Genomic DNA, 25738 nt, shown 5'->3' on the forward strand with positions numbered 1-25738 from the left:
CGCACCCGCGAGGAAGCGGAACTCAGGGCTGGCTGTAGCCCTCCAGGAAGGCTCCGATGCGCGTCACCGCGTCCTCCAGCTCGTTCACCGGCGGCAGGTTGACGATGCGGAAGTGGTCGGGGTCGGGCCAGTTGAAGCCCGTGCCGTGGACGATCATGATCTGCTCGGCGCGCAGCAGGTCGAGGACCATCTCCCGGTCGTCCTTGATCTTGTACACCTTGGGGTCGAGCCGCGGGAACGCATAGATCGCACCCTTCGGCTTCACGCACGTCACACCGGGGATCTGCGTCAGCAGCCCGTGGACCATGTCGCGCTGCTCCAGGAGCCGCCCACCGGGCAGCACGAGGTCGTTGATCGACTGCCGGCCGCCGAGCGCCGCCGCCACCACATGCTGCGCGGGCATGTTCGCGCACAGCCGCATGTTGGCGAGGATCGTCAGCCCTTCGATGTAGTTCTGCGCATGGCTCTTGGGCCCGCACACCGCCATCCAGCCGCTGCGGTACCCGGCCACCCGGTAGGCCTTCGAGAGCCCGTTGAAGGTGACGGTGAGCAGGTCGGGGGCGATGAGAGTCGTGGGCGTGTGCGTCGCGCCGTCGTAGAGGATCTTGTCGTAGATCTCGTCGGAGTAGACGATCAACCCGTGCCGCCGCGCGATGTCCGTGAGGCCGCGCAGCATCTCCTCGTCGTACACCGCACCGGTGGGGTTGTTCGGATTGATGACGACGAGCGCCTTGGTGCGGTCGGTGACCTTGCTCTCGATATCGGCCAGGTCCGGCATCCAGTCCGACTGCTCGTCGCAGCGGTAGTGCACGGCCTTGCCGCCGGAGAGGGAGACCGACGCCGTCCACAGCGGGTAGTCGGGGGCCGGCACGAGGACTTCGTCCCCGTCGTCGAGCAGGGCCTGCATCGACATCTGGATCAGCTCGGACACGCCGTTGCCCAGGTAGATGTCCTCGACGGAGAGCTCGATGCCCTGCGTCTGGTAGTGCTGCATCACCGCGCGGCGCGCGGAGAGAAGCCCCTTCGCGTCGCCGTAGCCGTGGGCCTCGCCCACGTTGCGGATCATGTCCTCGAGGATCTCCGGCGGGCACTCGAACCCGAAGGGCGCCGGATTGCCGGTGTTGAGCTTGAGGATGCGGTGCCCTGCTGCCTCCAGCCGCATCGCCTCTTCCAGGACGGGGCCCCGGATCTCGTAACAGACGTTTGCGAGCTTCGCCGACTGGATCACCTGCATTCCGCCACCTTACGGGCCGGCCTGGAGCGCGGCCACGTGTTATTGGCCACCCGGGGTACGGCGGGGCACGCGTCTTGACAGGTGAAACTTTTTGAGAGTCACTGTCAAAAGACACTGACCATCGGAGTTGGCCATGACGACGTCGACCATGACGACACAGCCCGACCCGCGCCGCTGGTGGGCCCTCGCAGCTCTCGGCACGAGCATGCTGGTGCTGGGTTTCGACCTGACGATCCTCAACGTCGCCCTCCCCGCGATGGGACGCCAACTCGGCGCCGGAACAGGGCAGATGCAGTGGATCGTGGACGCGTACATCGTCGTCTTCGCCGCCGCGATGCTGCCGGCGGGACTGCTCGGTGACCGCTTCGGACGGCGACGGCTGCTCGTCGCGGGTCTGACGGTCTTCCTTGCCGCCTCACTGCTCGGCGGCCTCGCCGGCGACGCCGGGTGGGTCATCGCGGCCCGTGCCCTCATGGGCCTCGGAGCCGCCCTGGTCACGCCGCTCGCACTGTCGGTGATCCCGTCCCTCTTCCAGGACGAGAAGGAGCGCACCAAGGCCGTCGGCATCATCACCGCATCGGTGGCCGGAGGCATGCCGCTCGGGCCCCTGCTCGGCGGCTGGCTCCTCGACCACTTCTGGTGGGGTTCGGTCTTCCTCGTCAACGTGCCGCTCGCCGCGCTCGGCATTCTCGTGTGCCTCACGCTGCTGCCCGAGTCCCGTGACGAGTCAGCGCCCCATGTGGACGCGCTCAGCGCGGTGTTGAGCGTCACCGGCCTCGGCGCCCTCGTCTTCGGCATCATCGAGGGACCCGCGCGAGGATGGAGCGACCCGTACGTCGTCGGGACTCTCGCGGCCTCACCCGTGCTGCTGGCGGCGCTCGTGCTGCGGGAGCGCCGGGTCGAGCGGCCGATGCTGGACCTGAATCTGCTGTCACGGCCCACGTTCGCACGGCACGCCTTCACCGCGACACTGATCACCCTCGTGCTGGCGGGGCTGCTGTTCGTGCTGCCGCAGTACCTCCAGGCGGTGCTCGGCGTCGACGCGTTCGGCACGGGGCTGCGCCTGCTGCCGCTGATGGCCGGCCTCCTCGTCGCGGCCCGCGCATCGGGGCCGGCGGCCGCACGGTTCGGCTCCCGGCCGGTGATCAGCGCAGGGCTGGTGGTGCTGGCGTTCGCCGCCTTCCTCGGTGCCCGTACCGAAGTGGGCGACGGATACGGGCCGACGGCCACCTGGCTGACGATCACCGGGTTCGGTGTCGGCTTCGCGATGGTGCCGGCCATGGACGGTGCTCTCGCGGCGCTGCCCGCCACGCATGCGGGAAGCGGTTCGGGGCTGCTGATGACCGTGCGTCAGACGGGCGCCGCCATCGGCATCGCCGCGCTGGGGAGCCTGCTGTCCGGCACGTACACCGCCCGGCTCGTTACGGACGGACTGCCCGCGGCCGCCGCGGAGGCGGCCGGGGACTCCGTGATCGCCGCCCACGCCGTCGCCGCGAGGATGCACTCGGCACAGCTGGCGGCCTCGGCGGACGCGGCCTTCGTCGACGGCATGACACAGGTGCTCTTCGTCTGCGGTTGCGCCGCGCTCGCGGCGGCGCTCACCACGGCGCTGCTCCCGGCGGGGAGCCGCCGGCAGGCGCCGGAAACGGAAGCCGCCGAGGAGGCCGGCAGGGCGGAGGAGGGGCCCGGGCCCGGCTCCGTGCGCTCCGCACACGGCTCGTAGCTGGCCCCGGTGGACCCGGATGGCAGACAATGAGGCCCATGGCCCCTGCACGTACCGAGCCCTCCGCCGTGTCCGAGTCCCGTCCGGGGCTGCGCGAGCGGAAGAAGATCAAGACCAGGCAGGCGATCCGGAAGGCCGCCTACCGGCTCTTCGGCGAGCAGGGCTACGCCGCCACGTCCGTCGAGCGGATCGCGGAGGAGGCGGAAGTCTCCCCCAGCACCGTCTTCCGCTACTTCCCGACCAAGGAAGACATCGTCCTCACCGACGAGTACGACCCTCTGATGCACGACGCGCTGCTGGCCCGTCCCGCCGACGAGCCGCCGGTCACCGCGCTGCGCAAGGCCATGCTGGAGGTGATCGGGCAGAGCATGCGCCAGGAGCCCGGCCGCGAGCCCGCCGAGGCCCACCAGCGGATCCGGCTCGTGCTGGAAGTGCCGGCGCTGCGTGCCCGGATGACCGAGCAGATGTCGCAGACGGTGCGGATGCTGGCGGAGGCACTGGCCGGGCGGACCGGGCGGGACGCGGACACCCTCGAACTGCGGGTGTGCACAGGTGCGTTGGTGGGTGCCATGTCCGAGGCGATGTTCTTCTGGGCCGGGAGCGACGAGCCGGAGGAGGACCTGTTCGCGGTCGTCGAGCGGGCGCTGCGCGTGGTGGAGCGGGGAATTCCGCAGGCCCTCGGCGCCCAGGGGGCGGGGACGCCCCCGGGCCCGCAGGGCTGAGGGCGCAATGCCCCGGACCCCGAGCCCCGGACCCCCGCGCCCGGACCCGGGAGCCACGTCCCGGCTCCCGGGGAAGTCAGTTCCGCAGTGACTGCTCCAGCACCTCGGGGTCGGCGGTCGGCGCGTCGCACGTGAAGTTGCGGCACACATAGGCCGTCGGGTTCCCGTCCAGCAGCGGGCGGTCCCGCAGCAGCGGCACGTCGAGCGCCGCCGGGGAACCCGGCTCGCCGAGCGCGACCACCGCTCCGGGCGCGGTCGCCAGCAGCGCCGTACGGTGCAGCGTGCCCGTGCCGGGGTCCGTGTGCGGGCCGACGACGGCGATCTCCCTCGGGCCGTCCAGGGCGGCCTCGGCCGCGGCGAGCCCCCACCCGATGAAGCGCGGCGCGCGGGGTGCGAGTGCCCGCACGATGCCGAGCGCACGCTCCGCGGCATCGCGGTGACGTGAGCTGCCGGTGTACGCCGCGTACGAGAGAAGTGCCTGCGCGGCGGCAGTCCAGCCCGAGGGTGTGGAGCTGTCCGTGGGGTCCTGCGGGCGGCGGATGAGTGCTTCGGCGTCGTCGGCGGTGTCGTAGAGCGCGCCGTCGGCATCCGTGAAGTGGTCGAGCACCGTCTCCAGCAGCACACCTGCGCTGTCGAGCCAGGCGGCCTCTCCGGTCACGGAGTAGAGGCTGAGCAGGCCCTCGGCCACGTCCGCGTAGTCCTCCAGCACGCCGGCGCCGGAGCCTGCCGTCCCGTCGCGCGAGGTGCGGGCGATACGGCCGTCGCCGTTCAGGTGCAGGCGGGTCAGCAGGTGTGCGGCGGCGGAGGCGGCCTCGATGAGATCGGGACGGTCGAAGTAGGCGCCGGTCTCGGCGAGCGCGGCGACGGCCAGTCCGTTCCACGCCGCGACGACCTTGTCGTCACGTTCGGGACGCGGCCGCCGGCCGCGGGCGCTCAGCAGCCTCTCCCGTACGGAAGCGGCGCGTGAGTCGTCGGAGGGCTGCGCCCCGTCCCGGAGCTGAAGGACGGAGGCGCCCTCCTCGAAGGTGCCCTCGTCGGTGACGCCGAAGTACGCGGCAGCCCACTGCCCGTCCTCCTCGCCGAGGACGTCGGTCAACTGGGCGGGCGTCCACACGTAGTAGGCGCCCTCGCGGTGCCTGCCGTCGCCGTCGTCGCTGTCGGCGTCGAGTGCCGAGGCGAACCCGCCCTGGGGCGTGCCGAGTTCGCGGACCATGAAGTCCGCGGTCTCCAGGGCGACCCGGCGGGCCATGGCTGAACCGGTGCTCCGCCAGGCGTGGGCGTAGACACGGCACAGCAGGGCGTTGTCGTAGAGCATCTTCTCGAAGTGCGGCACGACCCAGCCCGCGTCGACGGAGTAGCGCGCGAATCCGCCGCCGAGCTGGTCGTAGATGCCGCCGCGGGCCATCGCCTCGCAGGTCCTCTGGACCATCTCCAGTGCGCCGTCCGAGCCGGTGCGGGCGTGGTGGCGCAGCAGGAACTCCAGCGCCATGGACGGCGGGAACTTCGGGGCACCGCCGAAACCGCCCCGTTCGGCGTCGAATTCACGGGTCAGCTCCAGCAGCGCCGTGGCCGGCTCCTCGGGGCCGGGCGGCTGCGGCTGGTCGTAGCGGATGCTCCGCGCGGCCAGGTCCCGCACGATCCGGCCGGCCACGTCGGTGACCTCCTCGCGCCTGTCGGACCACGCGGTGGCGACGCCTTCGAGCACCTGCCGGAAGGAGGGCATGCCGTGGCGGGGAGCGGGCGGGAAGTAGGTGCCGAAGTAGAACGGTTCGGCGGCGGGCGTGAGGAAGACGGTCATGGGCCATCCGCCCTGGCCGGTGGCCGCCTGCACGGCCTCCATGTAGACGGCGTCCACGTCGGGGCGCTCCTCCCGGTCCACCTTGACGGGGACGAAGTGGGAGTTGACGTATCCGGCTGTGGCCTCGTCCTCGAAGCTCTCGTGGGCCATGACGTGGCACCAGTGGCAGCTGGCGTAACCGACGCTGAGCAGCACCGGCACCCCCCGCGTGCGCGCCTCGTCGAAGGCGGCCTCCGACCAGGGCCACCAGTCGACCGGGTTGTCCGCGTGCTGAAGGAGGTACGGGCTCGTCTCGTCCGCGAGTCGGTTGGCCATCCGTCCATCGTGCCTGACGTGCCCCCGTGCACCCACAACCCGCACCCCCGGCGGAGGTCTTCGCGGGTGCGTCCGCCCTCCGGACGGCTCATCTCCGTGCGGCCCCGCGCCCCTCACGGCGGAGCGGTTCCGGCACTCGCACCGTCCGTGTCGGAGCCGGCCACATCGTCCGTATCGGACCGGCCGCGTCGGAGCCGTCCGCCCCGGAGCCGTCCGCCCCGGAGCCGCCCGCCGTGAGCCCGCCGCCTCAGAGCTGGGCGCGGTCTCCGCCCGTCGCCTCCCAGCCGGAGACGGCCAGGGCGCGGTACGCCGAGTAGTGGCTCGCCGGGTCGCCCGAGTCCGCCCACGGAAGCGCGCCGACGTAGCCGTCGACGACGTGCAGCGCGTCCATCGCCTCGCCGTACCGCTCGGCGCGTACGAGGAAACAGACCAGCAGGTGCAGGACGTGCGGCCGCACGGGATGGTCGGCCTCGACCTGGTCGACGGCGAACTCCGCTGCCTCCACGGCCTTTTCGATCTCCGCGCTCTGATAGAGCCCGCGCACGACGTTGACCTCCGGCAGGTGCTCGTAGGCCGCGAAGAGCGGAAGCGCGGGAAGCAGCGTGCCCTCGGGGGCGTGGGCGGCGGCGGTCTGCGCGAAAGCGTCGGCCTCGGCGCGCGAGCCGCAGCCCTTCTCCGACCAGTACGGCAGTGCCGCCAGATGCGCACCCATGTGGTCCGGTGCCTTGCGGCGCAGCGTCGCCCACAGTTCCTCGAAGTCGGCACGCCTGTACGAGAGATGGCGGGCGATGAACAGTTCGGTTATGTGCGGCGTGGGGTCCTCGGGAGCCAGCCGGGCGGCCTCCTCGCAGACCGTGCGTGCCTCTTCCAGGATGATGCGGTGGTCGGCGGAGGAGGGGTCTGCGACGGCCTGCCACACCAGGAACTGGGCGTAGACCTCGGCGCCGCCGGGGTCGGCGGGCTGCTGCGTGCGCCACTCGCGAAGCCAGCGCGCGTCGCGCAGGCCCGGTTCCTTGCTGAAGGAGACGCCTCCGGCCGAGCCGCCCCTGCCCGTGGCCGGTGAATCGGGTGCGCCGAGCGCCCGCGCCTGCGCCAGTTCCATCGCCGCGGCGCCCGCCATCGACTGCACCCGCTGCCAGCGCAGTTCCCACTCGTCGCCGGTGAGGGCCAGCAGCCTCGCGACCGGCTGCCAGTCCTGGGTCCGCTGCGTCTCGTCCAGCGCTTCCGTGAACTCCTGGTCCGGTCCGGGCAGTCGCACATCCAGCTGCTCGGTCGGCACGAAGCCGTGGCCGGCACCCGGGTCGACGGCGCGGGCGACTCCTTGAGCACCTTGCAGACGCTGCCTTCGGCGGCGCATCGCAGGGGCGACCAGGACCCCGAAGATTGCGGTCAGCGCGATCATCACGAGCAGGGCTTCCATGGCTGCGTTCTCCCCGTTGGTACGCGGACGGGACGTGACAGGAGTAATCCTCCGGAGCGGTTCGCCTGAGCCGCTCTGACTACACCGTACGGCGCATTACGCTCGCCCCATGAGCGACCAGCGCGACAGCGGGCACACGCCCCAGAGCTTCGAGACCCTCGCGATCCACGCGGGGCAGACCGCCGACCCAGCGACGGGCGCGGTCGTACCGCCCATCTACCAGGTCTCCACCTACAAGCAGGACGGCGTCGGCGGCCTGCGCGGCGGCTACGAGTACAGCCGCTCCGCCAACCCGACGCGTACCGCCCTCGAGCAGAACCTCGCCGCCCTGGAGGGCGGGCGCAACGCCTTCGCGTTCGCGTCCGGACTGGCCGCCGAGGACTGCCTGCTGCGGACCCTGCTCGTGCCCGGAGACCACGTGGTCGTCCCGAACGACGCCTACGGCGGGACGTTCCGCCTCTTCTCACGCGTCGCCGAACGGTGGGGCGTGGAATGGTCGGTGGCCGACACCTCGGACCCGGCGGCGGTACGGGCGGCACTGCGCGACCGTACGAAGGCGGTGTGGGTCGAGACGCCGTCCAACCCGCTGCTGGGCATCAGCGACATCACCGCACTCGCCCAGCTCGCACACGGCGCAGGAGCACGGCTGGTCGTCGACAACACCTTCGCGAGCCCCTATCTCCAGCAGCCCCTCGCCCTGGGTGCGGACGTCGTCGTCCACTCGACGACGAAGTACATGGGCGGCCACTCGGACGTCGTCGGCGGCGCCCTCGTCCTGGACGAGTCGGAGCTGGCCGCGGAGATCGCCTTCCACCAGAACGCGATGGGCGCGGTGGCCGGCCCGTTCGACTCGTGGCTGGTGATGCGCGGCACGAAGACCCTGGCCGTACGGATGGAGCGGCACAGCGCGAACGCGTCCCGGGTGGCGGAGATGCTCCAGGCGCACCCGCGGGTCACGCAGGTCTACTACCCGGGGCTGCCCTCCCACCCGGGCCACGAGACGGCGGCGAAGCAGATGCGGGCCTTCGGCGGGATGGTCTCCTTCCGGGTGGCGGACGGCGAGGAGGCGGCGGTCCAGGTGTGCAACCGCGCGCAGCTGTTCACGCTCGGGGAGTCGCTGGGCGGCGTCGAATCGCTGATCGAGCACCCCGCGCGGATGACGCACGCGTCGGCGGCGGGCTCCGCGCTGGAGGTCCCCGCGGATCTGGTGCGGCTGTCCGTCGGAATCGAGTCGGTGGAGGACCTGCTGGCGGATCTTCAGCAGGCGCTGGGCTGAGCAGTCCGCTCGTCCGGGTCTGCGCACGACGGTCTCCTCGGCCCCGCGGCGCCGAGGAGACCCGGGCGACAGTGATCGGGGCGACGAGAGATCCGGACGACGGGAGATCCGGACCGGGTGCAGCACCCGGCGGGCGGCCCGGCACGGGCCCGCCGCTACCAGCCGGCCGGCGGTGTCGTCCGCGCCGGCTCGCCCGCCCAGGGCTGCGCGACCGCGGCCCACACGGCGACCGCCAGGGCCACTGCGAAGAACACCCACAGCACAAGCGCCGCGGTGCGCCGCCGCTGCGCGATGCGCAGCCCGCGGGCCAGGGCCCGCGCGGCCAGGTCCGTCGGCACGGGGGCCGGCGGCACGGACTCCAGGATGCGGCGGACCTGCGTCTCCTTCCGGTCGGGAAGCCTCATGCGGCACCCCTCGGCTCGCCCCCCGCGCCGGGGCCGTGCCGCACGGCCCCGGCGGCCGCCGCCCCCCTGTGCCGCAGGCCGGTGACGATGCGGGACGCGATCCCGGTGGCGGCGGACTCCGCGTCCGGAACCGCACCGGTGGGGCTCCCGCCCCTGCGTGCCCTCTCATGGCTGAGGACCGTCGCCATGCCCCGGGTGCACAGTGCCCGCACCCGTTCGACGGGCAGCCCGAGCGCCGCGGCGACCTGTTCCTCGGCGACCCCTTCGTACAGCCGCAGCACCAGCATCAGCCGCTCCTGCGGGGGCAGCCCGGCCAGGAGACCGCCGCGGGCGCGCCTGTAGCGCCGGGCGGTGTGTGCGAAGTGGGCGGCGAGGTCCTGGCGTGTGTGCTCGTAGGGGTCCTCGCCGCGCAGGCGGTCCCAGTCCACGTACGTACGGGAGAGGGCGCCCACGAGCAGTTCCCGCGCTGCCGGGGCGGAAGCGAACGGCTCACCGGTGAGCAGTGTGGCGGCATGCAGCAGTCTGCCGGCCGCGCCCGCGACGAACGCCTCGAACTCCCGGGCCCGGCGGCGTTGCTCTCGCGCCCGCCGCTCTCCCACCTGCGCCTCCCGTACCGCAATAGGACGGCAAGCGCACTGATCAAATCAAGAGGCCGGTACTTCCGGAGTCTCGGTGGAGGGGTGGATGCCCTCCATGGCCGTGTTGAAGCGGGTCAGGAGCCGGCAGAAGGTCTCGCGGTCCTCTTCGGTCCAGTCGTCGGTGAGCACCGCCATCAGCTCCCGCCGTGAAGAGCGCACCTGGTTGAGGCGGGCGGTGCCGTGCGGGGAGAGCTTGAGCACGACGGCTCGGCCGTCGTCGGGGTGTGTGGTGCGGGTGACCAGGCCTCCCTCGACGAGCGGTGCGACCTGCCGGGTCACCGTCGAGGAGTCGATCCCCATGCCGGAGGCGAGCGCCTTGACGCCCATCGGGCCGTTCCGCTCGAGCCTGTTGAGCAGCAGGTATGCGGCGCGGTCCATGGAGTTGCGCGCCTGGCCTATGCCTCCGAGGCGGGTCTGCTCGGCCCGGCGTGCGAAGACGGCGACCTGGTGCTGCATGGCGTCAAGGACGCGCCCCTCGTCGGATGTGCCGGCAGCTGCGGGGCTCTCGTGGTGTTCCGCGTCATGCCCGGTACGGGGCTGATCCGGGGCCTGATCTGTGCTGTTCACTGTCATCATGTCCGGTTGCATGGGCATGCCGAGGCGCTCGCTTCTTGGGGAAGTTCCACGGAAAAGACCTGATTCTGCTGCCCAGCGTAAACGGAGCATGCCTCACCCGTACCTGTGCTGCATGAAGGGGGCCATCACCTACCAGCGCCCGCGGTGCCGCGAACTGCGACACTGACGCCATGGTCTCCCCCGCCCCCGATGCCACAGGCGTACCGGCGTCCGTCACCGTCGAGGACGTGCGTGCCGCACAGAAGACACTCGCCGGAGTGGCCCGCACGACGTCCCTGGAAGGCAGCCGGCACCTCACCCGTCTCGTCGGCTCCCCCGTGCACCTCAAGTGCGAGAACCTGCAGCGCACCGGCTCGTTCAAGCTGCGCGGCGCGTATGTGCGCATCGCCGGGCTCTCACCCGGGGAGCGTGAACGCGGCGTGGTCGCGGCGAGCGCCGGCAACCACGCGCAGGGCGTGGCGCTGGCGGCCTCCCTGCTCGGCGTCGCGTCCACGGTCTTCATGCCGGAGGGCGCCCCGCTGCCCAAGGTCGCCGCCACACGGGAGTACGGCGCGGAGGTGGTGCTGCACGGCCAGGTCGTCGACGAGACGCTGCGGGCGGCGCAGGAGTACGCGGAGGAGACGGGCGCCGTCTTCATCCATCCCTTCGACCACCCCGACGTGGTGGCCGGTCAGGGCACGATCGGGCTGGAGATCCTCGAGCAGTGCCCCGAGGTGCGCACGATCGTGGTGGGGGTGGGCGGCGGCGGGCTCATCGCGGGCATCGCGGTGGCGGTGAAGGAACTGCGGCCCGACGTGCGGATCATCGGCGTGCAGGCGGAGGGTGCGGCGGCGTATCCGCCCTCGCTCGCAGCGGGCAGGCCGATCGCGCTGGAGACGGTCTCCACGATGGCCGACGGCATCAAGGTCGGTCGCCCGGGAGATGTGCCGTTCAAAATCGTTGGCGGGCTCGTGGACGAGGTCCGTACGGTGTCCGAAGACGCTCTCTCCAGCGCGTTGTTGCTCTGCCTGGAGCGGGCGAAGATGGTGGTCGAGCCGGCCGGGGCCAGCCCCGTGGCGGCGCTGCTCTCGCGGCCGGAGTCGATCGAGGGGCCCGTCGTCGCGGTGCTTTCCGGGGGCAACGTCGACCCTCTGGTGCTTCAGCGGACGCTGCGTCACGGCATGGCGGCCGCGGGTCGCTATCTGTCCCTCCGGCTGCGGCTGACCGACCGGCCGGGAGCGCTGGCTGCTCTGCTGAAGGAGTTGTCAGTGGCGGACGCTAACGTCCTGGACGTGGGCCATGTTCGGACCGATCCGCGGCTCGGGCTCGACGAGGTGGAGGTGGAGTTGCACTTGGAGACCAAGGGGCCGGAGCACTGCGACGACGTCAGGAACCAGCTGCGCGCGGCCGGATACACGGTCGTTCTGACCCGCTGAGACCCTCGGCCGGCCGGGGGTCGGCCGCAGCAGCCGCCTCCTGCACTCGAAAGCCCTGGCCCGACCACCTGAGCTCCACGTCGGAGCACTCGCGACTGTCGCGAGTTTCGAACCTGGTTGACGCGATGTATCGCGTTCACACATACTACTGGCCTACCGGTCCTCGGTACGGCTTTGCCACGTCACGCCGGACATCTCCGGCCTGTTCGACATTCACTGCCACTTCTCCACATCCGGGAGCCCACTTATGCCAGGCGCCATTTACGCCGAGGGTCTCGTGAAGACCTTCGGCGAGGTAAGGGCGTTGGACGGCGTCGACCTCGACGTCCCAGAGGGCACTGTTCTGGGCCTGCTCGGCCCCAACGGCGCCGGCAAGACCACTGCCGTGCGAGTGCTCACCACCCTCATCCGGCCCGACAGCGGCAAAGCCGTCGTGGCCGGGCTCGACGTCCTCGAAAAACCCAACGAGGTGCGGCGTTCGATCGGCCTGTCCGGCCAGTTCGCCGCCATCGACGAATACCTGACCGGCAGGGAGAACCTGCAGATGGTCGGCCGGCTCTACCAGCTCTCCGCGCGCGACGCGAAGCGGAGGGCGGGCGAACTGCTGGAGCGCTTCAACCTCGCGGACGCGGCGGACCGCACGGCCAAGACGTACTCGGGCGGCATGCGCCGGCGTCTCGACCTCGCGGCGGCGCTCGTCGTCCGTCCGCCCGTGATGTTCATGGACGAGCCGACGACCGGCCTCGACCCGCGCAACCGCCTGCAACTGTGGGAGGTCATCGAGGAGTTGGTGGCCGGCGGCACGACGCTCCTGCTCACCACCCAGTATCTGGAGGAGGCCGACCGCCTCGCCCACGACATCGCGGTGGTCGATCACGGCAAGGTCATCGCCCGCGGCACTTCCGACCAGCTCAAGGCCCAGACGGGCGGCGAGCGCGTCGAGGTCGTCGTGCACGACCGCGACGAGATCGCCACGGCCGAGGCCGTCCTCGCCAAGCACGGCATGCCGGGCACCGGCCCGGAGGGCGTCACCGTCGAGCAACACACCCGAAGGCTCACGGTGCCCGTGACGGGCGGGGCGAAGCTGCTCGCCGAAGTCATCCGTGAACTGGACGGCCGCGGCGTCGAGATCGACGACATCGGCCTGCGCCGCCCCACCCTCGACGACGTCTTCATCACCCTCACCGGCCACGCCGCGGAGGACCGCGAGGAGAACGGCGCCACGGAAGCGGCCGACGCCCCGGCCGCGGACAAGAAGCAGAAGCGCAGGAGCAGGAAGCAGAAGAAGGAGACCGTCAAGTGACTGCCACGACCACGGCACCGACGGCACCCACGCCGGCCGTACCGGCCGGAGGCGGCCTCCGCCAGTCCGTGCGCGACTCCCTGACGGTCGCCAAACGCAACCTCATCCGGATGCTGCGCATCCCCGAGGTCATCATCTTCGGGCTCTTCCAGCCCATCATGTTCGTGGTGCTCTTCAGCTACGTCTTCGGCGGCTCCATCAACCTGCCGGGCGCGGGCCTCGACCCGGGGCTCTACCGCGAGTTCCTGATGGCCGGAATCTTCGCGCAGACGGTCACCTTCGCCACGGCTGGAGCGGGCGCGGGCATCGCCGAGGACATGCACAAGGGCCTCATCGACCGCTTCCGTTCGCTTCCCATGGCCCGCGGCGCCGTGCTCACGGGCCGCACGCTCGCCGACCTCGTACAGACGGGGCTGACGCTCATAGTGCTGGCCCTCGTCGCCCTGCTCGTCGGCTGGCGCACCCACGAGAACGGACTGAAGGTGCTGGCGGGATTCGGCCTGCTGCTCCTGCTCGGATACGCCTTCACCTGGATCGGCGCGCTGATCGGACTGACGGTCCGCACGCCCGAGGCTGCCACCTCCGGCGGTCTGATCTGGCTCTTCCCGCTGACGTTCATCTCGAACGCCTTCGTCCCGTCGCAGAACATGCCCGCGGTGCTGCGGCACTTCGCCGAGTGGAACCCGTTCAGCGCCACGGTGCAGGCCTGCCGTGAGCTCTTCGGCAACCTCCCGCCGAACTACCCGGTGCCGGACGCGTGGCCCATGCAGCACCCGGCCTGGGCGTCGCTGATCTGGTCGGTCCTGATCATCGCGTTCTTCCGCACCCTCGCGGTCCGCAAGTACAAGTCAGCAACAGCCTGACGGGCGGCTGAAGACACCTGTGGGCCCCGTCCGCATCGAGCGGACGGGGCCCACAGGGCTGTCTGATTCGGGTCGGTCTCCGGTCCGGTGCTCCGCCCGGGCCGTCCGCGCACCTCCGCAGACGGCCGGCGCCTCAGCCCTGGTACGGCTTCGCCTCCAGGATCCTCACCGACGCCATCTTGCCGTTGGGCAGTTCGTACTCGGCGTCCGTACCGACCTTCTTGCCGTTCACGCCGCTGCCCAGCGGGGACTGCGGCGAGTACGTCTCGATCTCCGAGCTCGCGTACTCGCGCGAAGCGAGCAGGAAAGTCACCGTGTCGTTCTCGTCACCGTCGAAGGCGATCTTCACGACCATGCCGGGAGCCACGACTCCCGTGTCCGCGGGAGCCTCGCCGACCTTGGCGTTCTCCAGCAGCTGTTCGAGCTGCCGCACGCGCAGCTCCTGCTTGCCCTGCTCCTCCTTGGCCGCGTGGTACCCGCCGTTCTCGCGGAGGTCGCCCTCTTCGCGAGCCGCCTCGATCTTCTTGGAGATCTCGGTACGTGCAGGACCCGACAGGTACTCCAGCTCGGCCTTGAGCTGGTCGTACGCCTCCTGGGTGAGCCAGGTGACGTTGTCGCTGGTCTGGGTCACAGGTGCTCCTCGTCGGTACTGGGAATAAAAACATCGCCCTGCCCAGAGGCTGCGCCTTCGGGGTGGGGCGGAAACTACGAGCCTAACAATTCAGGTGGAAAAGGGAAGAAGGTCGAACACTGCGTGCGGTCTCAGTGACCTTCGGTTTCCCGCGGTTCGCAGCCCACCAGCTCGGCGCTCGTGGCACGCCTCGTGGTCCGTACCGTGACGATCCGGTCCACCTGCTCCGCGCGGTCGGCGACCGTCACGTCCTTGCGTCCGACCTCGCCGCCGTCGGCGGCACGCGTACGCAGCGTGCACACTCCCGTTGCGTCGGCGTCCTTGTGGACCTCGAGGTGCACTTCCACCGTACGGCCGGAGACCACCTTGAACTTGATCACCCGGCCACTGACCGGCTGCCCGCCGACGTAGTCCGCGCCGATCCAGCCGAGCCCGGCGAGCGACAGCACTGCCAGCACCCAGCCGACGATCCTCAGCTTCCGGTCGGCGCGCGCATCACGCCCCGCGCCGGACGCCCCGTACCGCCCCTCGGGCAGACCGCCCGTGCCGGGGGCGCGCTCACCACCGTCCGCGCGTCGCACGTCAACCATGGCGGGGTCCGCTTTCGTCGCATTGAAGGGTGTGGGACATCGGGAATACATCGGGAAGCCGATTCGGTCACTATAGGTGGCGTCCGCCATAACGAGTTGACGAGGATCGAGTCTTGACTGAGCAGCTGCGACTGATGGCCGTACACGCCCACCCCGACGACGAGTCGAGCAAGGGCGCGGCCACGATGGCCAAGTACGTTTCCGAGGGGGTGGACGTGCTGGTCGCGACCTGCACAGGAGGCGAACGGGGCTCCATCCTCAACCCCAAGCTCCAGGGCGATCCCTACCTCGAGGAGCACATCCACGAGGTCCGCAAGAAGGAGATGGACGAGGCCCGGGAGATCCTCGGCGTGAAGCAGTCCTGGCTCGGCTTCGTCGACTCCGGGCTGCCGGAGGGCGACCCGCTGCCGCCGCTGCCGGAAGGCTGCTTCGCCCTCCAGGACGTCGACGTGGCGGCCGGTGCGCTGGTGCGCCTCATCAGGGACTTCAAGCCGCACGTGATGACCACGTACGACGAAAACGGCGGCTACCCGCACCCCGACCACATCATGACCCACAAGATCTCGATGGCGGCCTTCGAGGCAGCGGGCGACCCGGAGAAGTATCCGGAGGCCGGTCCCGCCTGGCAGCCGCAGAAGATCTACTACAACCAGGGCTTCAACCGCCCGCGCACCGAAGCCCTGCACAAGGGCCTGCTGGAGCGCGGGCTGGACTCCCCTTACGGAGAGTGGCTGGAGCGCTGGAAGTCGCGGGGCCGTGAACGCACGATCACCACCTACGTACCCTGCGGCGAATTCTTCGAGATCCGCGACAAGGCGCTCATCGCGCACGCCACGCAGATCGACCCCGACGGCGGCTGGTTCCGCGTCCCGCTGGACTTCCAGCGGGAGGTGTGGCCGACGGAGGAGTACGAGCTCGCCAAGTCGCTCGTGCAGACCTCACTACCCGAGGACGACCTCTTCGCGGGCATCCGCGACAATTGAAGGCATGACCCTGACGAGTCCGGCCCATACCGCCGTGGTCCAGGTCCTTCCGCTGGCGAAGGACCTGGACGAGAACAAGGTGACGCCAGGCGTTCTCGGCTTCGTCGTCTTCGCCGTGATGGGCATTGCGGTGTGGATGCTGATGAAGTCGATGCACCGGCACATGGAGAAGGTCGACTTCGAGGAGACCCCTCCGGACGGCGCGGACGACGGCAAGAAGCCCGCCGTCTCCGCCCCGCCTGCCCCCTCCTCGTCCGCCCCTGCCCCGGAAGGGAAGAATTCCGGGCCCGGCGTCTGACCGGTACACGACGTACGACGGGAGCTCCGCCATGCTTTTCGGCAGCCACAAGAACCACCTCCCGACCGCGGACGAGGCCCTTCCGGGGCGCCCCGACCGCGAGTTCAGCGTCCCCGAGCGCCACACCGTCCTCGGCAATTCCCTCCTGGGCCCCTACCCGGAGGGCCTCGAGGTGGCCGACTTCGGCATGGGCTGCTTCTGGGGAGCCGAGCGGATCTTCTGGCGCGCCGACGGCGTGTGGACGACCCTCGTCGGCTACCAGGGCGGCCACACGCCGAACCCGACGTACGAAGAGGTCTGTTCGGGCATGACCGGGCACACCGAGGCGGTACGTGTGGTCTTCGATCCGTCGAAGATCTCGTACGAGAACCTGCTCAAGCTCTTCTGGGAGTCCCACGACCCCACCCAGGGCTTCCGCCAGGGCAACGACACCGGCACCCAGTACCGGTCGGCGGTCCACACCCACGGCCCCGCCCAGCAGGCAGCGGCCGAAGCCTCGCGGGACGCCTACCAGAAGGTCCTCACCTCCGCCGGACACGGTGCCATCACCACGGAGATCCTCCCCGCGGGCGACCGCCCCTTCTTCCCGGCCGAGGGCTACCACCAGCAGTACCTGGACAAGAACCCGGCGGGCTACTGCGGGATCGGGGGAACGGGCGTGAGCTGCCCGGTCGGGGTGGCGCCGGCAGACGGCTGAGTTCTGGCCGGGGGCACCCACTCTGCGCTGTCCGGCCATTCCGTCGTCGCGCTCCCCTGTGGCCCACATTCCGGACGCGTCCTGGCGGTTCCTGGGCGTGACCCCACGACGCGTGGATGACCCGTTGATCGCTGCATCGCCGCAAGGCGAGGTCGAAGTCCCTGAGTCCGTCAGGGAGGTGGCGGCCGGGCGGCCGATACAGGCGGTTTGGAAGAACGCGGCTTACCCGAAGCGCTCCCACAGCCGGTCGCCACCGGCAGGTGCAAGCTGGGCCTCCTCGTGTGCAGCCGCCGGCGGACGGCCGGTTTCCGCCCCCTGCTTCGCCGCAAAAAAACCGCTCGAAACGGCTGAAGAGCGCCGCTAGCGTACGACGGATGGAGATCCGGGCGTTCGAAGAGCATGACTGGCCGCAGGTCTGGCCGATCGTCGAAGAGATCGTCCGTAAGGGCGACACCTTCTGCTACGACCCCCTCCAGACTGAGGCACAGGCACACGACATGTGGGTGGTGAAGCCCCCGGGCCATGTCGTGGTGGCCGTGGAGGGCCGGCGCGTGCTTGGCACCTCGAACATGTACCCCAATCGGCCCGGTCCCGGTTCCCACATCGCGAGCGGCAACTTCATGGTGGCGCCGGAGGCGCGCGGACAGGGCGTCGGTCAAGCGCTGGTCGAGTATCTGCTCGACTGGGCATCGGCCTGCGGATTCACCGGCGTGCAATTCAACGCGGTCGCGGCTTCCAACACGCCTGCCGTCAGACTGTACGAGCGCCTCGGGTTCACCGTCGTCGGCACCGTCCCTGGAGCGTTTCGGCATCCGATGCTGGGTCCGGTCGGACTGCACGTCATGTTTCACGACCTGGACGCCAGGCCCGGTTCATAGCGGTCGACGGCCGGTCCCCCACGCTCATGGCTCGGTGAGAGCCAAGCAGCAATGAGACCGCCTGCGCCTATGAGCCGCGAGAGCTGCGCGTCCCGGAGAACGTCAGACCGAGCCCACGAAGCTGAGGCACATGGCAACCGGGATCCGCAGGGACGGACGTGAGCTGCCCGGCGGGAGTGGGGCCGGCTGAGGGCTGAGCTCCCGGAACTGGGCGGCATCGTGCCTGCAGACCGGGCGGCGCTGCCTCACTGCAGCGGTCAGCGCCGCGTACGACAGTTCGCACGAGGAGACTGCTTACGGCACGCGCGCCCATGCGGTTCGCCAGGCGCAAGGGCCAGCATGTGACGATGCGCCCGCGAAATCGGACAACGCAGGTCTCTGGGTGCCGCCGAGGCAAATCGGGGGGCTTCGCGGCCTTCCCACCGGGACGGGTGCTCTGGGACATGGCTCGTCTGGCTCGTTCGTTGCGTCGGCTTCTCCGCCGGGGACAAGTACGTGAGGTCACCCGTCGGGGTGACTACGTGCCGATTCGGCTCGGTACGCTGTTGCAGAGATCAGACTCTCATCCATGGGAGCAGCCATGTCGACCCCCGCCGCTGAACAGCCACTCGTACCCCAGCCTCCAGCCACTGTGTCTGCCCTGCGGCAGGCGTTGGCTCAGATCGCCCCCGCCGCGCTACCGGCTTTTACCCGAGAACTCGACCTGGCGGCCGATCAGTCCCGGCACGGCGGCGATCTCGCGCCGTTGCAACGCTTCATCGCACAGTGGGCCGTCTACGTCCAGATTCAGCGGCAGCCGGAGCTCGCCGACGAATTCCGACGCTGGGAAGACCTCGCTGAATCCGGTGACGCGGTGCAAGCCAGACGCGCCGCGTCCGAGCTCGGCCGACTCCTCGATGAAGCACACGCCGCGCTCGAGCTCCCGTCGCGGTGAGCAGCAAATGGCGCTGGGAGTACGACCCGGACCACGCCAACGTGGCCGGTGGAGTCCCGAAGCATGTGGTTGCGGAGGTGGAACGCCTTGCCGGACAGCTCGTCGAGCTGGCCGAAGTGGGCGTCGACATCGATGATTTCGGTAACGGACCGCGCTCTGGCGGCCTACGCAGAATGGACGCAGCGGGCGGCTGGTTCTATTTCCTCGTCGCACCACGGGTCAACCTGATCGTCGTCGTCCGGATCATCCCGCCGTTCATGGACCTATAGGCTCCGCCGGAACCCAGGACGAATGATCGGTGCCCCGCCGGATGCAGGGCTTGAGCGATGCCTCGGCCCTGGCCCGTCCAACGGCAAATCACCGCTCGCCTCGTAGAGTTGGCCATGCGTCACATCGGTACACCCTCGTGGGGACGGGCGTGAGCTGCCCGGTGGGAGTGGGGCCTGCCAAGGGATGATCCCGGCTTCGTGGCGTCCATCGACCGGAGCACCGTCACGGCGCCGCCGGAACCAGCTTGTAGTGGAGGCGGAGCACGGGGGCGGACCACAGGCGAAGGACGTGATCGGTACGGAGCGTTCCCTCTGTGTCGACGTAGACGCGGAATGCCTCGTGGATCGGGACGCGGGCGGCATGGGCGCCGGCACGGTGCTCGACCACCACGTAGGCACCGACGTCCCCGAAGTCACCGGCCGGAGAGGTCAGTTCCAGCGCACCGTCCGACGAGACGCGCGGTCGCAGAAAGACCTGGACGTTGCCTGCTTCGAGGGGAAAGGCCACGTGGACGCTCGGCTGAACCGAGCGCGGCAGCACACGTGCCGAGTAGCACCCGCTGTAGACGTACTCGCCCGTCGAGCGGAGCTTGCGTATCCAGCCCGCGGACCGCTGTCCGCCGTCGGCGCCCACGATCGCAATCACTCTGCTGTCCATGCCGTGGGCGACGTCGAGTGGCCGCATCGGCAGCGCGAGCTGTTGCACCCGGCGCCCGAAGAACCGCGAGATGAGTTCACCGCCGGGCCGGAACAGCGGACTCCACTGGGTCCACACCTCCAGGCGCCAGTCGGACGTGTGCTCGTAGAAGTCACGGATTTCCGGGCGGAGTTCGGCGGCCTTGAAGTCCGGCCCGTCGAGCTGCGACATGTCCGGCAGCAAGCCCCCGCCGGCCGCTTCCCTGACCGTGCCGCCGTGCGCCGCCGCGGCAGCGCCCAGCCATCCGTCGCCGACGGTTTGGCCGTCGTGCGTGGGAGCTGCCAGCCACTGATGTTCACCTGCCAAGTCGACCGGCCGGCCCGTGACGCGCCAGAACGCCCGGGAGACACGGTCCAGCCATGGCAGGAACGCACTCATACGCAACATCGTCTCAGGTGAGTGCGGTTACATGACCGGCGGCTTCGCCCCCGCCGGGGGCGGCCCCGACGCCCGTGGGCACCTGCCCGCCCGGCCCGCCAACCACCTCTCCCGTCACGAAACTTGGGCCCACAAACGCGGGCCCTGTGTCCGCGCCTTAGCCTCGGCCTCTGAATGTCACACCGCATCTGCCGTGCCCGACGGGAACGGCAAGGTCCGCAGTTTTACCGGGAGTTCCCCAAGTCCCCCGGCAACTGCGCGCTTTCACGCGGCCCCAGTGGCCTCGGAGCGCCCCTGCCCGTCCTCCTCCACCGGTGGCATGAAGGCCCGCAGCCACCGCTCGGTCTGGGCGACGTGGGCCTCGGCCGCGCCGGAGGCCGCGCCCGGGTCCCGGTCGGCGATCGCGGTGGCCAGTACGCGGTGGTCCTCGTCGCTCTTGCGGCGCAGCTCAGGACCTTCGGGGAGGGTGAAGACCTGGTACTTGCGGGAGCGGGCGCGGAAGACCGCGAGCAGCGAGGCGAGGGTGGGGTTGCCGCCGGCCCGGGCGATCTCGGCGTGGAAGCGGTGGTCGAGCTCGGACGCCTCGGTGGGGTCGTCGGTGGCGTCCATGGCTTCTATCAGCGAGAAGAGCGTACTGACCTGCTCGGGGGTGGCGCGTGCGGCCGCCTTGGCCGCGACGTGGCCTTCGAGTACGCGCCGGATCTCGTAGACCTCCAGCAGCCCGGAGAGCGGCAGCAGTTCCAGCGTCAGAGAGAGGCTGCCGATCACGTCCTCCGGCCGGAGCGGGGAGACGTATGTGCCGGAGCCGTGCCGCGGCTCCAGGGCGCCGAGCGCCGCCAGCATCCGTACGGCTTCGCGCAGCGGCCCCCGGGAGACGCCGAGTTCCTCGCAGAGCTCGCCCTCGGCCGGGATGCGCTCGCCCGCCTCGATGCGCCCCGTGGCGATCATGTGCCGTAGACCGTGGAACGCCTTGTCGACCGCGGACATCGGACTCCTCCCCAGGACGGTCCGGCGCTGTCGCCGGACGGGGCCACTGTAGCGAGTCATCAGACGTCTCAGAGATCTCGATGACAAGTCATCTGATGATTCCGTGCTCTCAACCCCTTGCATGTCCGAAAAGAGGCATGCCAGGATCCCGAGTCATCTTATAAGTCCTGGGGTGCTCTGGCCCTCTTCGGTTGTTCACCGGGCTCTCGGGGGCGCTCAGGTTCCGGCAGATGTGGAGTGTTGTGAGCGAGACCGAGGTCACCACCGCGCCCCGCCCGCTGCTGCTGCCCGACGGCCGGCCGGCAGCCGGGGCATGGTCGCTCGACCCCGCCATGAAGCACTTGAACCACGGTTCGTTCGGGGCGGTTCCGCTCGTCGCGCAGGAGCGGCAGAACGCGCTGCGCGCGGAGATGGACCGCTCCCCGGTGGTGTGGTTTCCCGCGCTGCCGCAGCGGGTCGCCGCCACCCGGGCCGAACTCGCCGGCTTCCTCGGTGTCGCACCCGACGAGCTCGCCCTCGTACCGAATGCCAGCGCGGGCGCCAGCACCGTATACGCCGGGCTCCCCCGCCGCCGCGGCGGCGAGATCCTCGTCACCGACCACGGCTACGGAGCGGTGACCATGGGCGCCGAGCGGCTGGCGCGACGCTGGGGCGGAACGGTCCGCACCGCCCGGGTGCCGCTAGACGCGGACGAGGAACAGGCGTACCAGGCCGTGGTCGGTGAGATGTCCGCCGCCACCGACCTCGTCGTGGTCGACCACATCACCTCCTCCACCGCGCGCCGGCTCCCCGTGGCACGCATCGGCGCGGAAGCACACCGCCGCGCCGTCCCGCTGCTGGTGGACGGCGCACACGCGCCCGGCCTGATCGACGCCCCGCTGGAGGGCATCACCTGCGACTTCTGGGTCGGCAACCTGCACAAGTGGTGCTGCGCACCGCGGGGGACCGCCACGCTGGTCGCCCGCGGCCCCCTGCGCGAGCTGCTCCACCCCTTGATCGACTCGTGGGGTGCCGACGACCCGTATCCCGAGCGCTTCGACCAGCAGGGCACGGTGGACGCCACCGGCTATCTGGCGGCGCCGGCCGCGCTCGGCTTCATCGAGCGCACCTGGGGCTGGCAGACCGTCCGCCGGTACATGGACGAGCTCGCCGACTACGGCGCGCAGATCACCGGCGCGGCATTCGCCGAGCTGACAGACGCAGCCGGCCCCGTCGACGTCGGCATGCCGGTGCCCGGCATGCGGCTGGTGCGGCTGCCCGAAGGGCTGGCCGCCAACCGTGTCGAGGCCGACGCCCTGCGCGACCGGGTGGCCCGCGAGCTGGGCGTCGAGGTCGCGTTCACCAGTTTCGGAGGTGCGGGTTACCTCCGCCTCTCCGCGCACGTCTACAACACCGCCGCCGACTACGAGCACTTCGCCGAGGCATGCGTGCCCGCACTCGGCGAGTGGGCCCGCGAGCGGTAGCGGTGCGCACCCCCGGTCCCCCGGCCGCCGCTTCCGGCGCGGCGCACACAAAGGAAGAGGTCAGCACGATGAGAAGAAGGACGGCAGCCCTGGCACTCGGAACCGCCGCCGCGATGGTCATGACCGGCTGTTCCGCCATGGGCGGCGGCGACGGCGGCACGGTCACCATCAACATGGCCGAGAGCCTCACGAACCCCACCCGCACGGACCTGTTGAAGGACCTCATAGCGCAGTTCGAGGCGGAGAACCCCGGCATCAAGGTCAACCTGATCTCGCCGCCCACGGAGCAGGCCGATCAGAAGCTGCGGCAGATGCTCCAGTCCGGCACCGGCGTCGACGTGCTCGAAGTGCGCGACATCACCGTGGGGCCGTGGTCGACCAACGGCTGGCTCCACGACATGAAGAAGGATCTCAAGGGCTGGGACGGCTGGCAGGAGATGACGGACAACGCCGTCAATGCGGCCGAGGACGAAAAGGGCCGGACGTACTTCGTCCCCTACGGCTTCTACGGCCTCAGCCTCTTCTACCGCACCGACCTGATCAAGAAGGCCGGCTTCAGCAAGCCGCCGTCCACCTGGGAGGACCTGCTGAAGCAGGCCTCCGCCGTCCACGACCCGGACAAACGCCGGTACGGCTACGCCTTCCGGGGCGGCACCAACGGCAACAGCAACGTCACCGCCGCCGTCTCGGCGTACGTCGCCGGGAAGATCGACCCCCGGAACGGCTTCAAGCTCAAGGACGGCAGCACCATCTTCTCCGCGCCCGAGGCGCAGGACGCCGTCGAGACGTACTTCGGCCTCTTCAAGAAGGCATCCCCCAAGTCGTCGGTCTCCTGGGGCTATCCGGAGATGGTCGAGGGATTCTCCAACGGCTCCACCGCCTTCCTGCTGCAGGACCCCGAAGTGATCGCCACCGTCCGGGAGTCCAGCACCGTCTCCGAGGAACAGTGGAGCACGGCACCGCTGATGACGGGGCCGAGCGGCAAGACCGTCCAGCCGCTGGCCACCGCGGGCTGGGGCATCGCGAAAGGCAGCGACCACAAGCCCGAGGCCGTGAAGCTGCTGAAGTTCCTCTCCGAGGGCAAGGCCTCGACCACGTTCAGCAAGAAGAACAGCCTGGTGCCGATCCTGAAGTCGGCGGGCGAGGACGACTTCTACAAGACCGGTCCCTGGGCGAGCTACGTGACGATGACGGAGAACCCGGACACGTACCTCAACGTCACCCAGCCGCGCGGTGTCTCCTGGTGGACCGAGTGGGAGCAGAAGGCCGACGCCGACGTGCAGAAGGTGCTGCTCGGCAAGATGACGCCCGAGAAGCTGCTGGCCGAATGGGACGCCTTCTGGACCGCGAAGTGGGCGAAGGAGAAGTAGCCGTGCCCACCGCGTACCCGACGAAACAGAGGAACCAGTCGAACCAGCCGGCGGCGGGGCTCCCCTCCCGCAAGGGGGGCGCCCCGCCCGGGCGCGGCACGGCACCGGGGCGGCGCAAGCCCGAGTTCAGCAACCGCCGCGGTCTGCTCATCGCCGCCTTCATGGCCCCGGCCGCGGTCTTCGTCGCGGTCTTCACCTACTACCCGGTGCTCGCGGGCAGCCAGATGGCCTTCCGCAACTGGAAGCTCACCGACCTCACCGACACGTCCTGGGTGGGCCTGAAGAACTTCCGGGACGTCTTCGGCGACCCGGCCTGGGACACCGTGGTGAGCAACACGGCAGTCTGGGTGTTCGGTTCGATCGTCCCGCAGCTCGTGATCGGCTTCGCCCTCGCCCTGTGGCTGCGCCGGAAGTTCCGCTTCCGCGGTCTCTACCAGGCGCTGATCTTCTTTCCCTGGGCGATCTCCGGGTTCCTCATCGGCATCCTCTTCCGATGGCTCTTCAACAGTGAGTTCGGCGCCGTGAACGACCTGCTGCACAAGGCCGGTCTCATCGACGCCCCGATCGCCTGGCTGGCCGCCCCGGACAGCGCGATGGCCGCCGTACTGGTCGCCAACATCTGGTACGGCGTCACCTTCTTCGCAATCATGATCCTCGCCGCACTGCAGTCCATCCCGGACGAGCTGTACGAAGCCGCCGCTCTCGACGGAGCGGGCAAGGCGCGCACACTGTTCCAGATCACCATTCCGTACATCCGCACCACGCTCGCCCTGACGGTGCTGCTGCGGATCATCTGGATCTTCAACTTCCCCGACCTGATCTTCGGCATGACCGGTGGGGGACCGAACAACGAGACGCACATCGTGACCACCTGGATGATCCGGATCACGCAGCAGGGCGACTACGGCAGGGCTTCCGCGCTCGGCCTGCTCATCGTCGCGTCGCTGCTCGTCTTCGCGGTGTTCTTCCTCCTGGCCACCCGGGAGAAGAGCAGCCGGACCACGCGGAAGAGCCGACGGGACGGGGTGAACTCGTGATTCGCAACGAGACCGCGGGCGGCCGGGCAGTGAAGTTCGCCTTCCTGGGCCTGTGGCTGGTCTTCACCGCCTTCCCCCTCTACTGGATCACCATCACCTCGCTCAAAGCGCCCGGGGACATCTTCACCTTCCCGATCGCCTACTGGCCCGAGACGTTCTCGCTGGAGAACTACCGCGGGCTGTTCAGCAAGGCGGACTTCGGCACGTACGTCGTCAACAGCCTGGTCGTCGCGACCCTCGCGGGTCTCACGGCCACGGCGATCGCGATGCTCTCGGGATACGTGCTGGCGCGCTTCGAGTTCCGTTCCAAGTCCGCGCTGCTGATGGCCGCCCTGGTCACCCAGATGATCCCGGCGTTCATCGCGCTGGGTCCGCTGTATCTGCTGATGACCGACCTGAAGCTGGTCGACAACCGGCTCGGGCTCGTCCTCGTCTACATCGCCGTGTGCATCCCGTTCTGCACGGTGATGCTGCGCGGCTTCTTCGAGAACATTCCCGACGCACTGGAGGAGGCCGCGATGATCGACGGCCTGTCCCGGTTCGGGGCGCTGTTCCGGGTGCTGCTGCCGGTGATGCGGCCCGGCATCATCGCCGCGTTCGTCTTCAACTTCATCAACTGCTGGAACGAGCTGTTCCTGTCGGTGACGCTGATGAACAGCGATACGAACAAGACCATCCCCACGGCCCTGAACGGATTCATCTCCAGCTTCAACATCGACTGGGGCTCGATGTCGGCGGCCGCGGTGCTGACGATCCTGCCGACGATGGTGCTGTTCGCCTTCGCCAGCCGGCACATCGTCCAGGGCCTCACCGCCGGCGCAACCAAGGGCTGATCGGGA

26 protein-coding genes are annotated in these 25738 nt (G+C 69.9%); 16 read left to right on the top strand and 10 right to left on the bottom strand.

From position 1 onward, the window contains the following. Positions 1–22: 22 nt before the first annotated feature. A complete protein-coding gene (locus tag H180DRAFT_RS10210; protein ID WP_055485712.1) occupies positions 23–1234 on the bottom strand; it encodes a pyridoxal phosphate-dependent aminotransferase in 1212 nt (403 codons plus the stop codon). A 133-nt stretch (positions 1235–1367) separates the two neighbouring features. Here H180DRAFT_RS10210 and H180DRAFT_RS10215 point away from each other — a divergent pair, with 133 nt between their 5' ends. Both H180DRAFT_RS10215 and H180DRAFT_RS10220 read left to right on the top strand, forming a co-directional pair. Continuing rightward, complete coding sequence (locus H180DRAFT_RS10215; RefSeq protein ID WP_079099997.1) at positions 1368–2957, top strand: MFS transporter; 1590 nt, start codon at positions 1368–1370, stop codon at positions 2955–2957. 38 nt (positions 2958–2995) lie between these two features. Beyond that, positions 2996–3679, top strand: coding sequence for a TetR/AcrR family transcriptional regulator (locus H180DRAFT_RS10220; protein WP_055485713.1), 684 nt, complete (start codon positions 2996–2998; stop codon positions 3677–3679). Positions 3680–3755: 76 nt separating this feature from the next. On the opposite strand, the gene H180DRAFT_RS10225 is transcribed toward H180DRAFT_RS10220, so the two are convergent. Continuing rightward, on the bottom strand, positions 3756–5792 hold the full coding sequence (locus H180DRAFT_RS10225) for a thioredoxin domain-containing protein (protein WP_055485714.1): 2037 nt from the start codon (positions 5790–5792) through the stop codon (positions 3756–3758). 247 nt (positions 5793–6039) lie between these two features. Further along, entirely contained in the window at positions 6040–7212 is a 1173-nt protein-coding gene (locus H180DRAFT_RS10230; protein ID WP_055485715.1) for a hypothetical protein, read from the bottom strand. Between the two features lie 109 nt (positions 7213–7321). Here H180DRAFT_RS10230 and H180DRAFT_RS10235 point away from each other — a divergent pair, with 109 nt between their 5' ends. Next, positions 7322–8488: a cystathionine gamma-synthase gene (locus tag H180DRAFT_RS10235; RefSeq protein ID WP_055485716.1), complete on the top strand. Its 1167-nt coding sequence runs from the start codon at positions 7322–7324 to the stop codon at positions 8486–8488. Between the two features lie 155 nt (positions 8489–8643). Here the strand turns inward: H180DRAFT_RS10235 and H180DRAFT_RS10240 are convergent, their stop codons facing one another. The 3 genes from H180DRAFT_RS10240 to H180DRAFT_RS10250 are packed head-to-tail and all read right to left on the bottom strand — an operon-like array spanning position 8644 to position 9986. Further along, positions 8644–8892, bottom strand: a complete 249-nt coding sequence (locus H180DRAFT_RS10240) for a hypothetical protein (protein WP_055485717.1) — start codon at positions 8890–8892, stop codon at positions 8644–8646. Then, entirely contained in the window at positions 8889–9491 is a 603-nt protein-coding gene (locus H180DRAFT_RS10245; RefSeq protein WP_175437754.1) for a sigma factor-like helix-turn-helix DNA-binding protein, read from the bottom strand. Before H180DRAFT_RS10245 ends, H180DRAFT_RS10240 begins: the two co-directional genes overlap by 4 nt. A gap of 45 nt (positions 9492–9536) precedes the next feature. Next, the gene (locus tag H180DRAFT_RS10250) at positions 9537–9986 is read right to left on the bottom strand and encodes a MarR family winged helix-turn-helix transcriptional regulator (RefSeq protein WP_055485954.1); all 450 of its coding nucleotides are present in this window, start codon (positions 9984–9986) and stop codon (positions 9537–9539) included. Positions 9987–10276: 290 nt separating this feature from the next. Between H180DRAFT_RS10250 and ilvA the strand changes: the two genes are divergently transcribed. From ilvA to H180DRAFT_RS10265, 3 genes are all read left to right on the top strand, one after another. Next, entirely contained in the window at positions 10277–11521 is a 1245-nt protein-coding gene (gene ilvA / locus H180DRAFT_RS10255) for a threonine ammonia-lyase (RefSeq protein WP_055485718.1), read from the top strand. Between the two features lie 247 nt (positions 11522–11768). Then, positions 11769–12824 (top strand): ATP-binding cassette domain-containing protein, encoded by a 1056-nt coding sequence (locus H180DRAFT_RS10260; protein WP_055485719.1) that lies wholly within the window; start codon positions 11769–11771, stop codon positions 12822–12824. Further along, entirely contained in the window at positions 12821–13687 is an 867-nt protein-coding gene (locus tag H180DRAFT_RS10265) for an ABC transporter permease (RefSeq protein WP_055485720.1), read from the top strand. The genes H180DRAFT_RS10260 and H180DRAFT_RS10265 overlap by 4 nt, the downstream gene beginning before the upstream one ends. Before the next feature lie 133 nt (positions 13688–13820). On the opposite strand, the gene greA is transcribed toward H180DRAFT_RS10265, so the two are convergent. Beyond that, positions 13821–14318 (bottom strand): transcription elongation factor GreA, encoded by a 498-nt coding sequence (gene greA, locus H180DRAFT_RS10270; protein ID WP_055485721.1) that lies wholly within the window; start codon positions 14316–14318, stop codon positions 13821–13823. A 131-nt stretch (positions 14319–14449) separates the two neighbouring features. Next, positions 14450–14908 carry a DUF4307 domain-containing protein gene (locus H180DRAFT_RS10275; protein WP_055485722.1) on the bottom strand — a complete coding sequence of 153 codons (459 nt, stop codon included), beginning with the start codon at positions 14906–14908 and terminating at the stop codon, positions 14450–14452. Positions 14909–15021: 113 nt separating this feature from the next. Here H180DRAFT_RS10275 and mca point away from each other — a divergent pair, with 113 nt between their 5' ends. The 6 genes from mca (at position 15022) to H180DRAFT_RS10305 (ending at position 18967) form a co-directional block, all read left to right on the top strand. After that, positions 15022–15891: a mycothiol conjugate amidase Mca gene (mca, locus tag H180DRAFT_RS10280; protein ID WP_055485723.1), complete on the top strand. Its 870-nt coding sequence runs from the start codon at positions 15022–15024 to the stop codon at positions 15889–15891. A gap of 4 nt (positions 15892–15895) precedes the next feature. Further along, positions 15896–16189, top strand: coding sequence for a hypothetical protein (locus tag H180DRAFT_RS10285; RefSeq protein WP_055485724.1), 294 nt, complete (start codon positions 15896–15898; stop codon positions 16187–16189). Positions 16190–16220: 31 nt separating this feature from the next. Continuing rightward, complete coding sequence (gene msrA, locus H180DRAFT_RS10290) at positions 16221–16886, top strand: peptide-methionine (S)-S-oxide reductase MsrA (RefSeq protein ID WP_055485725.1); 666 nt, start codon at positions 16221–16223, stop codon at positions 16884–16886. A gap of 374 nt (positions 16887–17260) precedes the next feature. Next, positions 17261–17764: a GNAT family N-acetyltransferase gene (locus H180DRAFT_RS10295; RefSeq protein ID WP_055485726.1), complete on the top strand. Its 504-nt coding sequence runs from the start codon at positions 17261–17263 to the stop codon at positions 17762–17764. Between the two features lie 580 nt (positions 17765–18344). Beyond that, the gene (locus H180DRAFT_RS10300; protein WP_074466722.1) at positions 18345–18698 is read left to right on the top strand and encodes a hypothetical protein; all 354 of its coding nucleotides are present in this window, start codon (positions 18345–18347) and stop codon (positions 18696–18698) included. Beyond that, on the top strand, positions 18695–18967 hold the full coding sequence (locus H180DRAFT_RS10305) for a hypothetical protein (protein ID WP_055485728.1): 273 nt from the start codon (positions 18695–18697) through the stop codon (positions 18965–18967). The genes H180DRAFT_RS10300 and H180DRAFT_RS10305 overlap by 4 nt, the downstream gene beginning before the upstream one ends. A 223-nt stretch (positions 18968–19190) precedes the next feature. Here the strand turns inward: H180DRAFT_RS10305 and H180DRAFT_RS10310 are convergent, their stop codons facing one another. Then, a complete protein-coding gene (locus H180DRAFT_RS10310) occupies positions 19191–20042 on the bottom strand; it encodes a hypothetical protein (RefSeq protein ID WP_217628748.1) in 852 nt (283 codons plus the stop codon). Between the two features lie 264 nt (positions 20043–20306). Further along, positions 20307–21029: a FadR/GntR family transcriptional regulator gene (locus H180DRAFT_RS10315; RefSeq protein ID WP_055485730.1), complete on the bottom strand. Its 723-nt coding sequence runs from the start codon at positions 21027–21029 to the stop codon at positions 20307–20309. Between the two features lie 242 nt (positions 21030–21271). Here H180DRAFT_RS10315 and H180DRAFT_RS10320 point away from each other — a divergent pair, with 242 nt between their 5' ends. The 4 genes from H180DRAFT_RS10320 to H180DRAFT_RS10335 all read left to right on the top strand — a co-directional run bounded on the left by H180DRAFT_RS10320 (position 21272) and on the right by H180DRAFT_RS10335 (position 25732). Further along, positions 21272–22492 (top strand): aminotransferase class V-fold PLP-dependent enzyme, encoded by a 1221-nt coding sequence (locus H180DRAFT_RS10320; RefSeq protein WP_055485731.1) that lies wholly within the window; start codon positions 21272–21274, stop codon positions 22490–22492. A 68-nt stretch (positions 22493–22560) separates the two neighbouring features. Next, a complete protein-coding gene (locus H180DRAFT_RS10325) occupies positions 22561–23862 on the top strand; it encodes an ABC transporter substrate-binding protein (RefSeq protein WP_055485732.1) in 1302 nt (433 codons plus the stop codon). 2 nt (positions 23863–23864) lie between these two features. Continuing rightward, the gene (locus tag H180DRAFT_RS10330) at positions 23865–24899 is read left to right on the top strand and encodes a carbohydrate ABC transporter permease (RefSeq protein WP_055485733.1); all 1035 of its coding nucleotides are present in this window, start codon (positions 23865–23867) and stop codon (positions 24897–24899) included. Beyond that, positions 24896–25732, top strand: a complete 837-nt coding sequence (locus tag H180DRAFT_RS10335) for a carbohydrate ABC transporter permease (RefSeq protein ID WP_055485734.1) — start codon at positions 24896–24898, stop codon at positions 25730–25732. The genes H180DRAFT_RS10330 and H180DRAFT_RS10335 overlap by 4 nt, the downstream gene beginning before the upstream one ends. Positions 25733–25738 lie beyond the last annotated feature (6 nt).

Origin of the sequence: Streptomyces sp. WMMB 322, assembly GCF_900090145.1 — a bacterium.
Taxonomy (GTDB): Bacteria; Actinomycetota; Actinomycetes; order Streptomycetales; family Streptomycetaceae; genus Streptomyces.

Coding starts and splice junctions, on each gene's coding strand:
- msrA (WP_055485725.1), top strand. CDS start 16,221: ATGCTTTTCGGCAGCCACAAGAACCACCTCCCGACCGCGGACGAGGCC.
- H180DRAFT_RS10210 (WP_055485712.1), bottom strand. CDS start 1,234: ATGCAGGTGATCCAGTCGGCGAAGCTCGCAAACGTCTGTTACGAGATC.
- H180DRAFT_RS10295 (WP_055485726.1), top strand. CDS start 17,261: ATGGAGATCCGGGCGTTCGAAGAGCATGACTGGCCGCAGGTCTGGCCG.
- H180DRAFT_RS10285 (WP_055485724.1), top strand. CDS start 15,896: ATGACCCTGACGAGTCCGGCCCATACCGCCGTGGTCCAGGTCCTTCCG.
- H180DRAFT_RS10325 (WP_055485732.1), top strand. CDS start 22,561: ATGAGAAGAAGGACGGCAGCCCTGGCACTCGGAACCGCCGCCGCGATG.
- H180DRAFT_RS10250 (WP_055485954.1), bottom strand. CDS start 9,986: ATGCAGCACCAGGTCGCCGTCTTCGCACGCCGGGCCGAGCAGACCCGC.
- H180DRAFT_RS10275 (WP_055485722.1), bottom strand. CDS start 14,908: ATGGTTGACGTGCGACGCGCGGACGGTGGTGAGCGCGCCCCCGGCACG.
- H180DRAFT_RS10240 (WP_055485717.1), bottom strand. CDS start 8,892: ATGAGGCTTCCCGACCGGAAGGAGACGCAGGTCCGCCGCATCCTGGAG.
- H180DRAFT_RS10225 (WP_055485714.1), bottom strand. CDS start 5,792: ATGGCCAACCGACTCGCGGACGAGACGAGCCCGTACCTCCTTCAGCAC.
- H180DRAFT_RS10300 (WP_074466722.1), top strand. CDS start 18,345: ATGTCGACCCCCGCCGCTGAACAGCCACTCGTACCCCAGCCTCCAGCC.
- H180DRAFT_RS10215 (WP_079099997.1), top strand. CDS start 1,368: ATGACGACGTCGACCATGACGACACAGCCCGACCCGCGCCGCTGGTGG.
- H180DRAFT_RS10260 (WP_055485719.1), top strand. CDS start 11,769: ATGCCAGGCGCCATTTACGCCGAGGGTCTCGTGAAGACCTTCGGCGAG.
- ilvA (WP_055485718.1), top strand. CDS start 10,277: ATGGTCTCCCCCGCCCCCGATGCCACAGGCGTACCGGCGTCCGTCACC.
- H180DRAFT_RS10230 (WP_055485715.1), bottom strand. CDS start 7,212: ATGGAAGCCCTGCTCGTGATGATCGCGCTGACCGCAATCTTCGGGGTC.
- H180DRAFT_RS10220 (WP_055485713.1), top strand. CDS start 2,996: ATGGCCCCTGCACGTACCGAGCCCTCCGCCGTGTCCGAGTCCCGTCCG.
- H180DRAFT_RS10310 (WP_217628748.1), bottom strand. CDS start 20,042: ATGAGTGCGTTCCTGCCATGGCTGGACCGTGTCTCCCGGGCGTTCTGG.
- H180DRAFT_RS10315 (WP_055485730.1), bottom strand. CDS start 21,029: ATGTCCGCGGTCGACAAGGCGTTCCACGGTCTACGGCACATGATCGCC.
- H180DRAFT_RS10235 (WP_055485716.1), top strand. CDS start 7,322: ATGAGCGACCAGCGCGACAGCGGGCACACGCCCCAGAGCTTCGAGACC.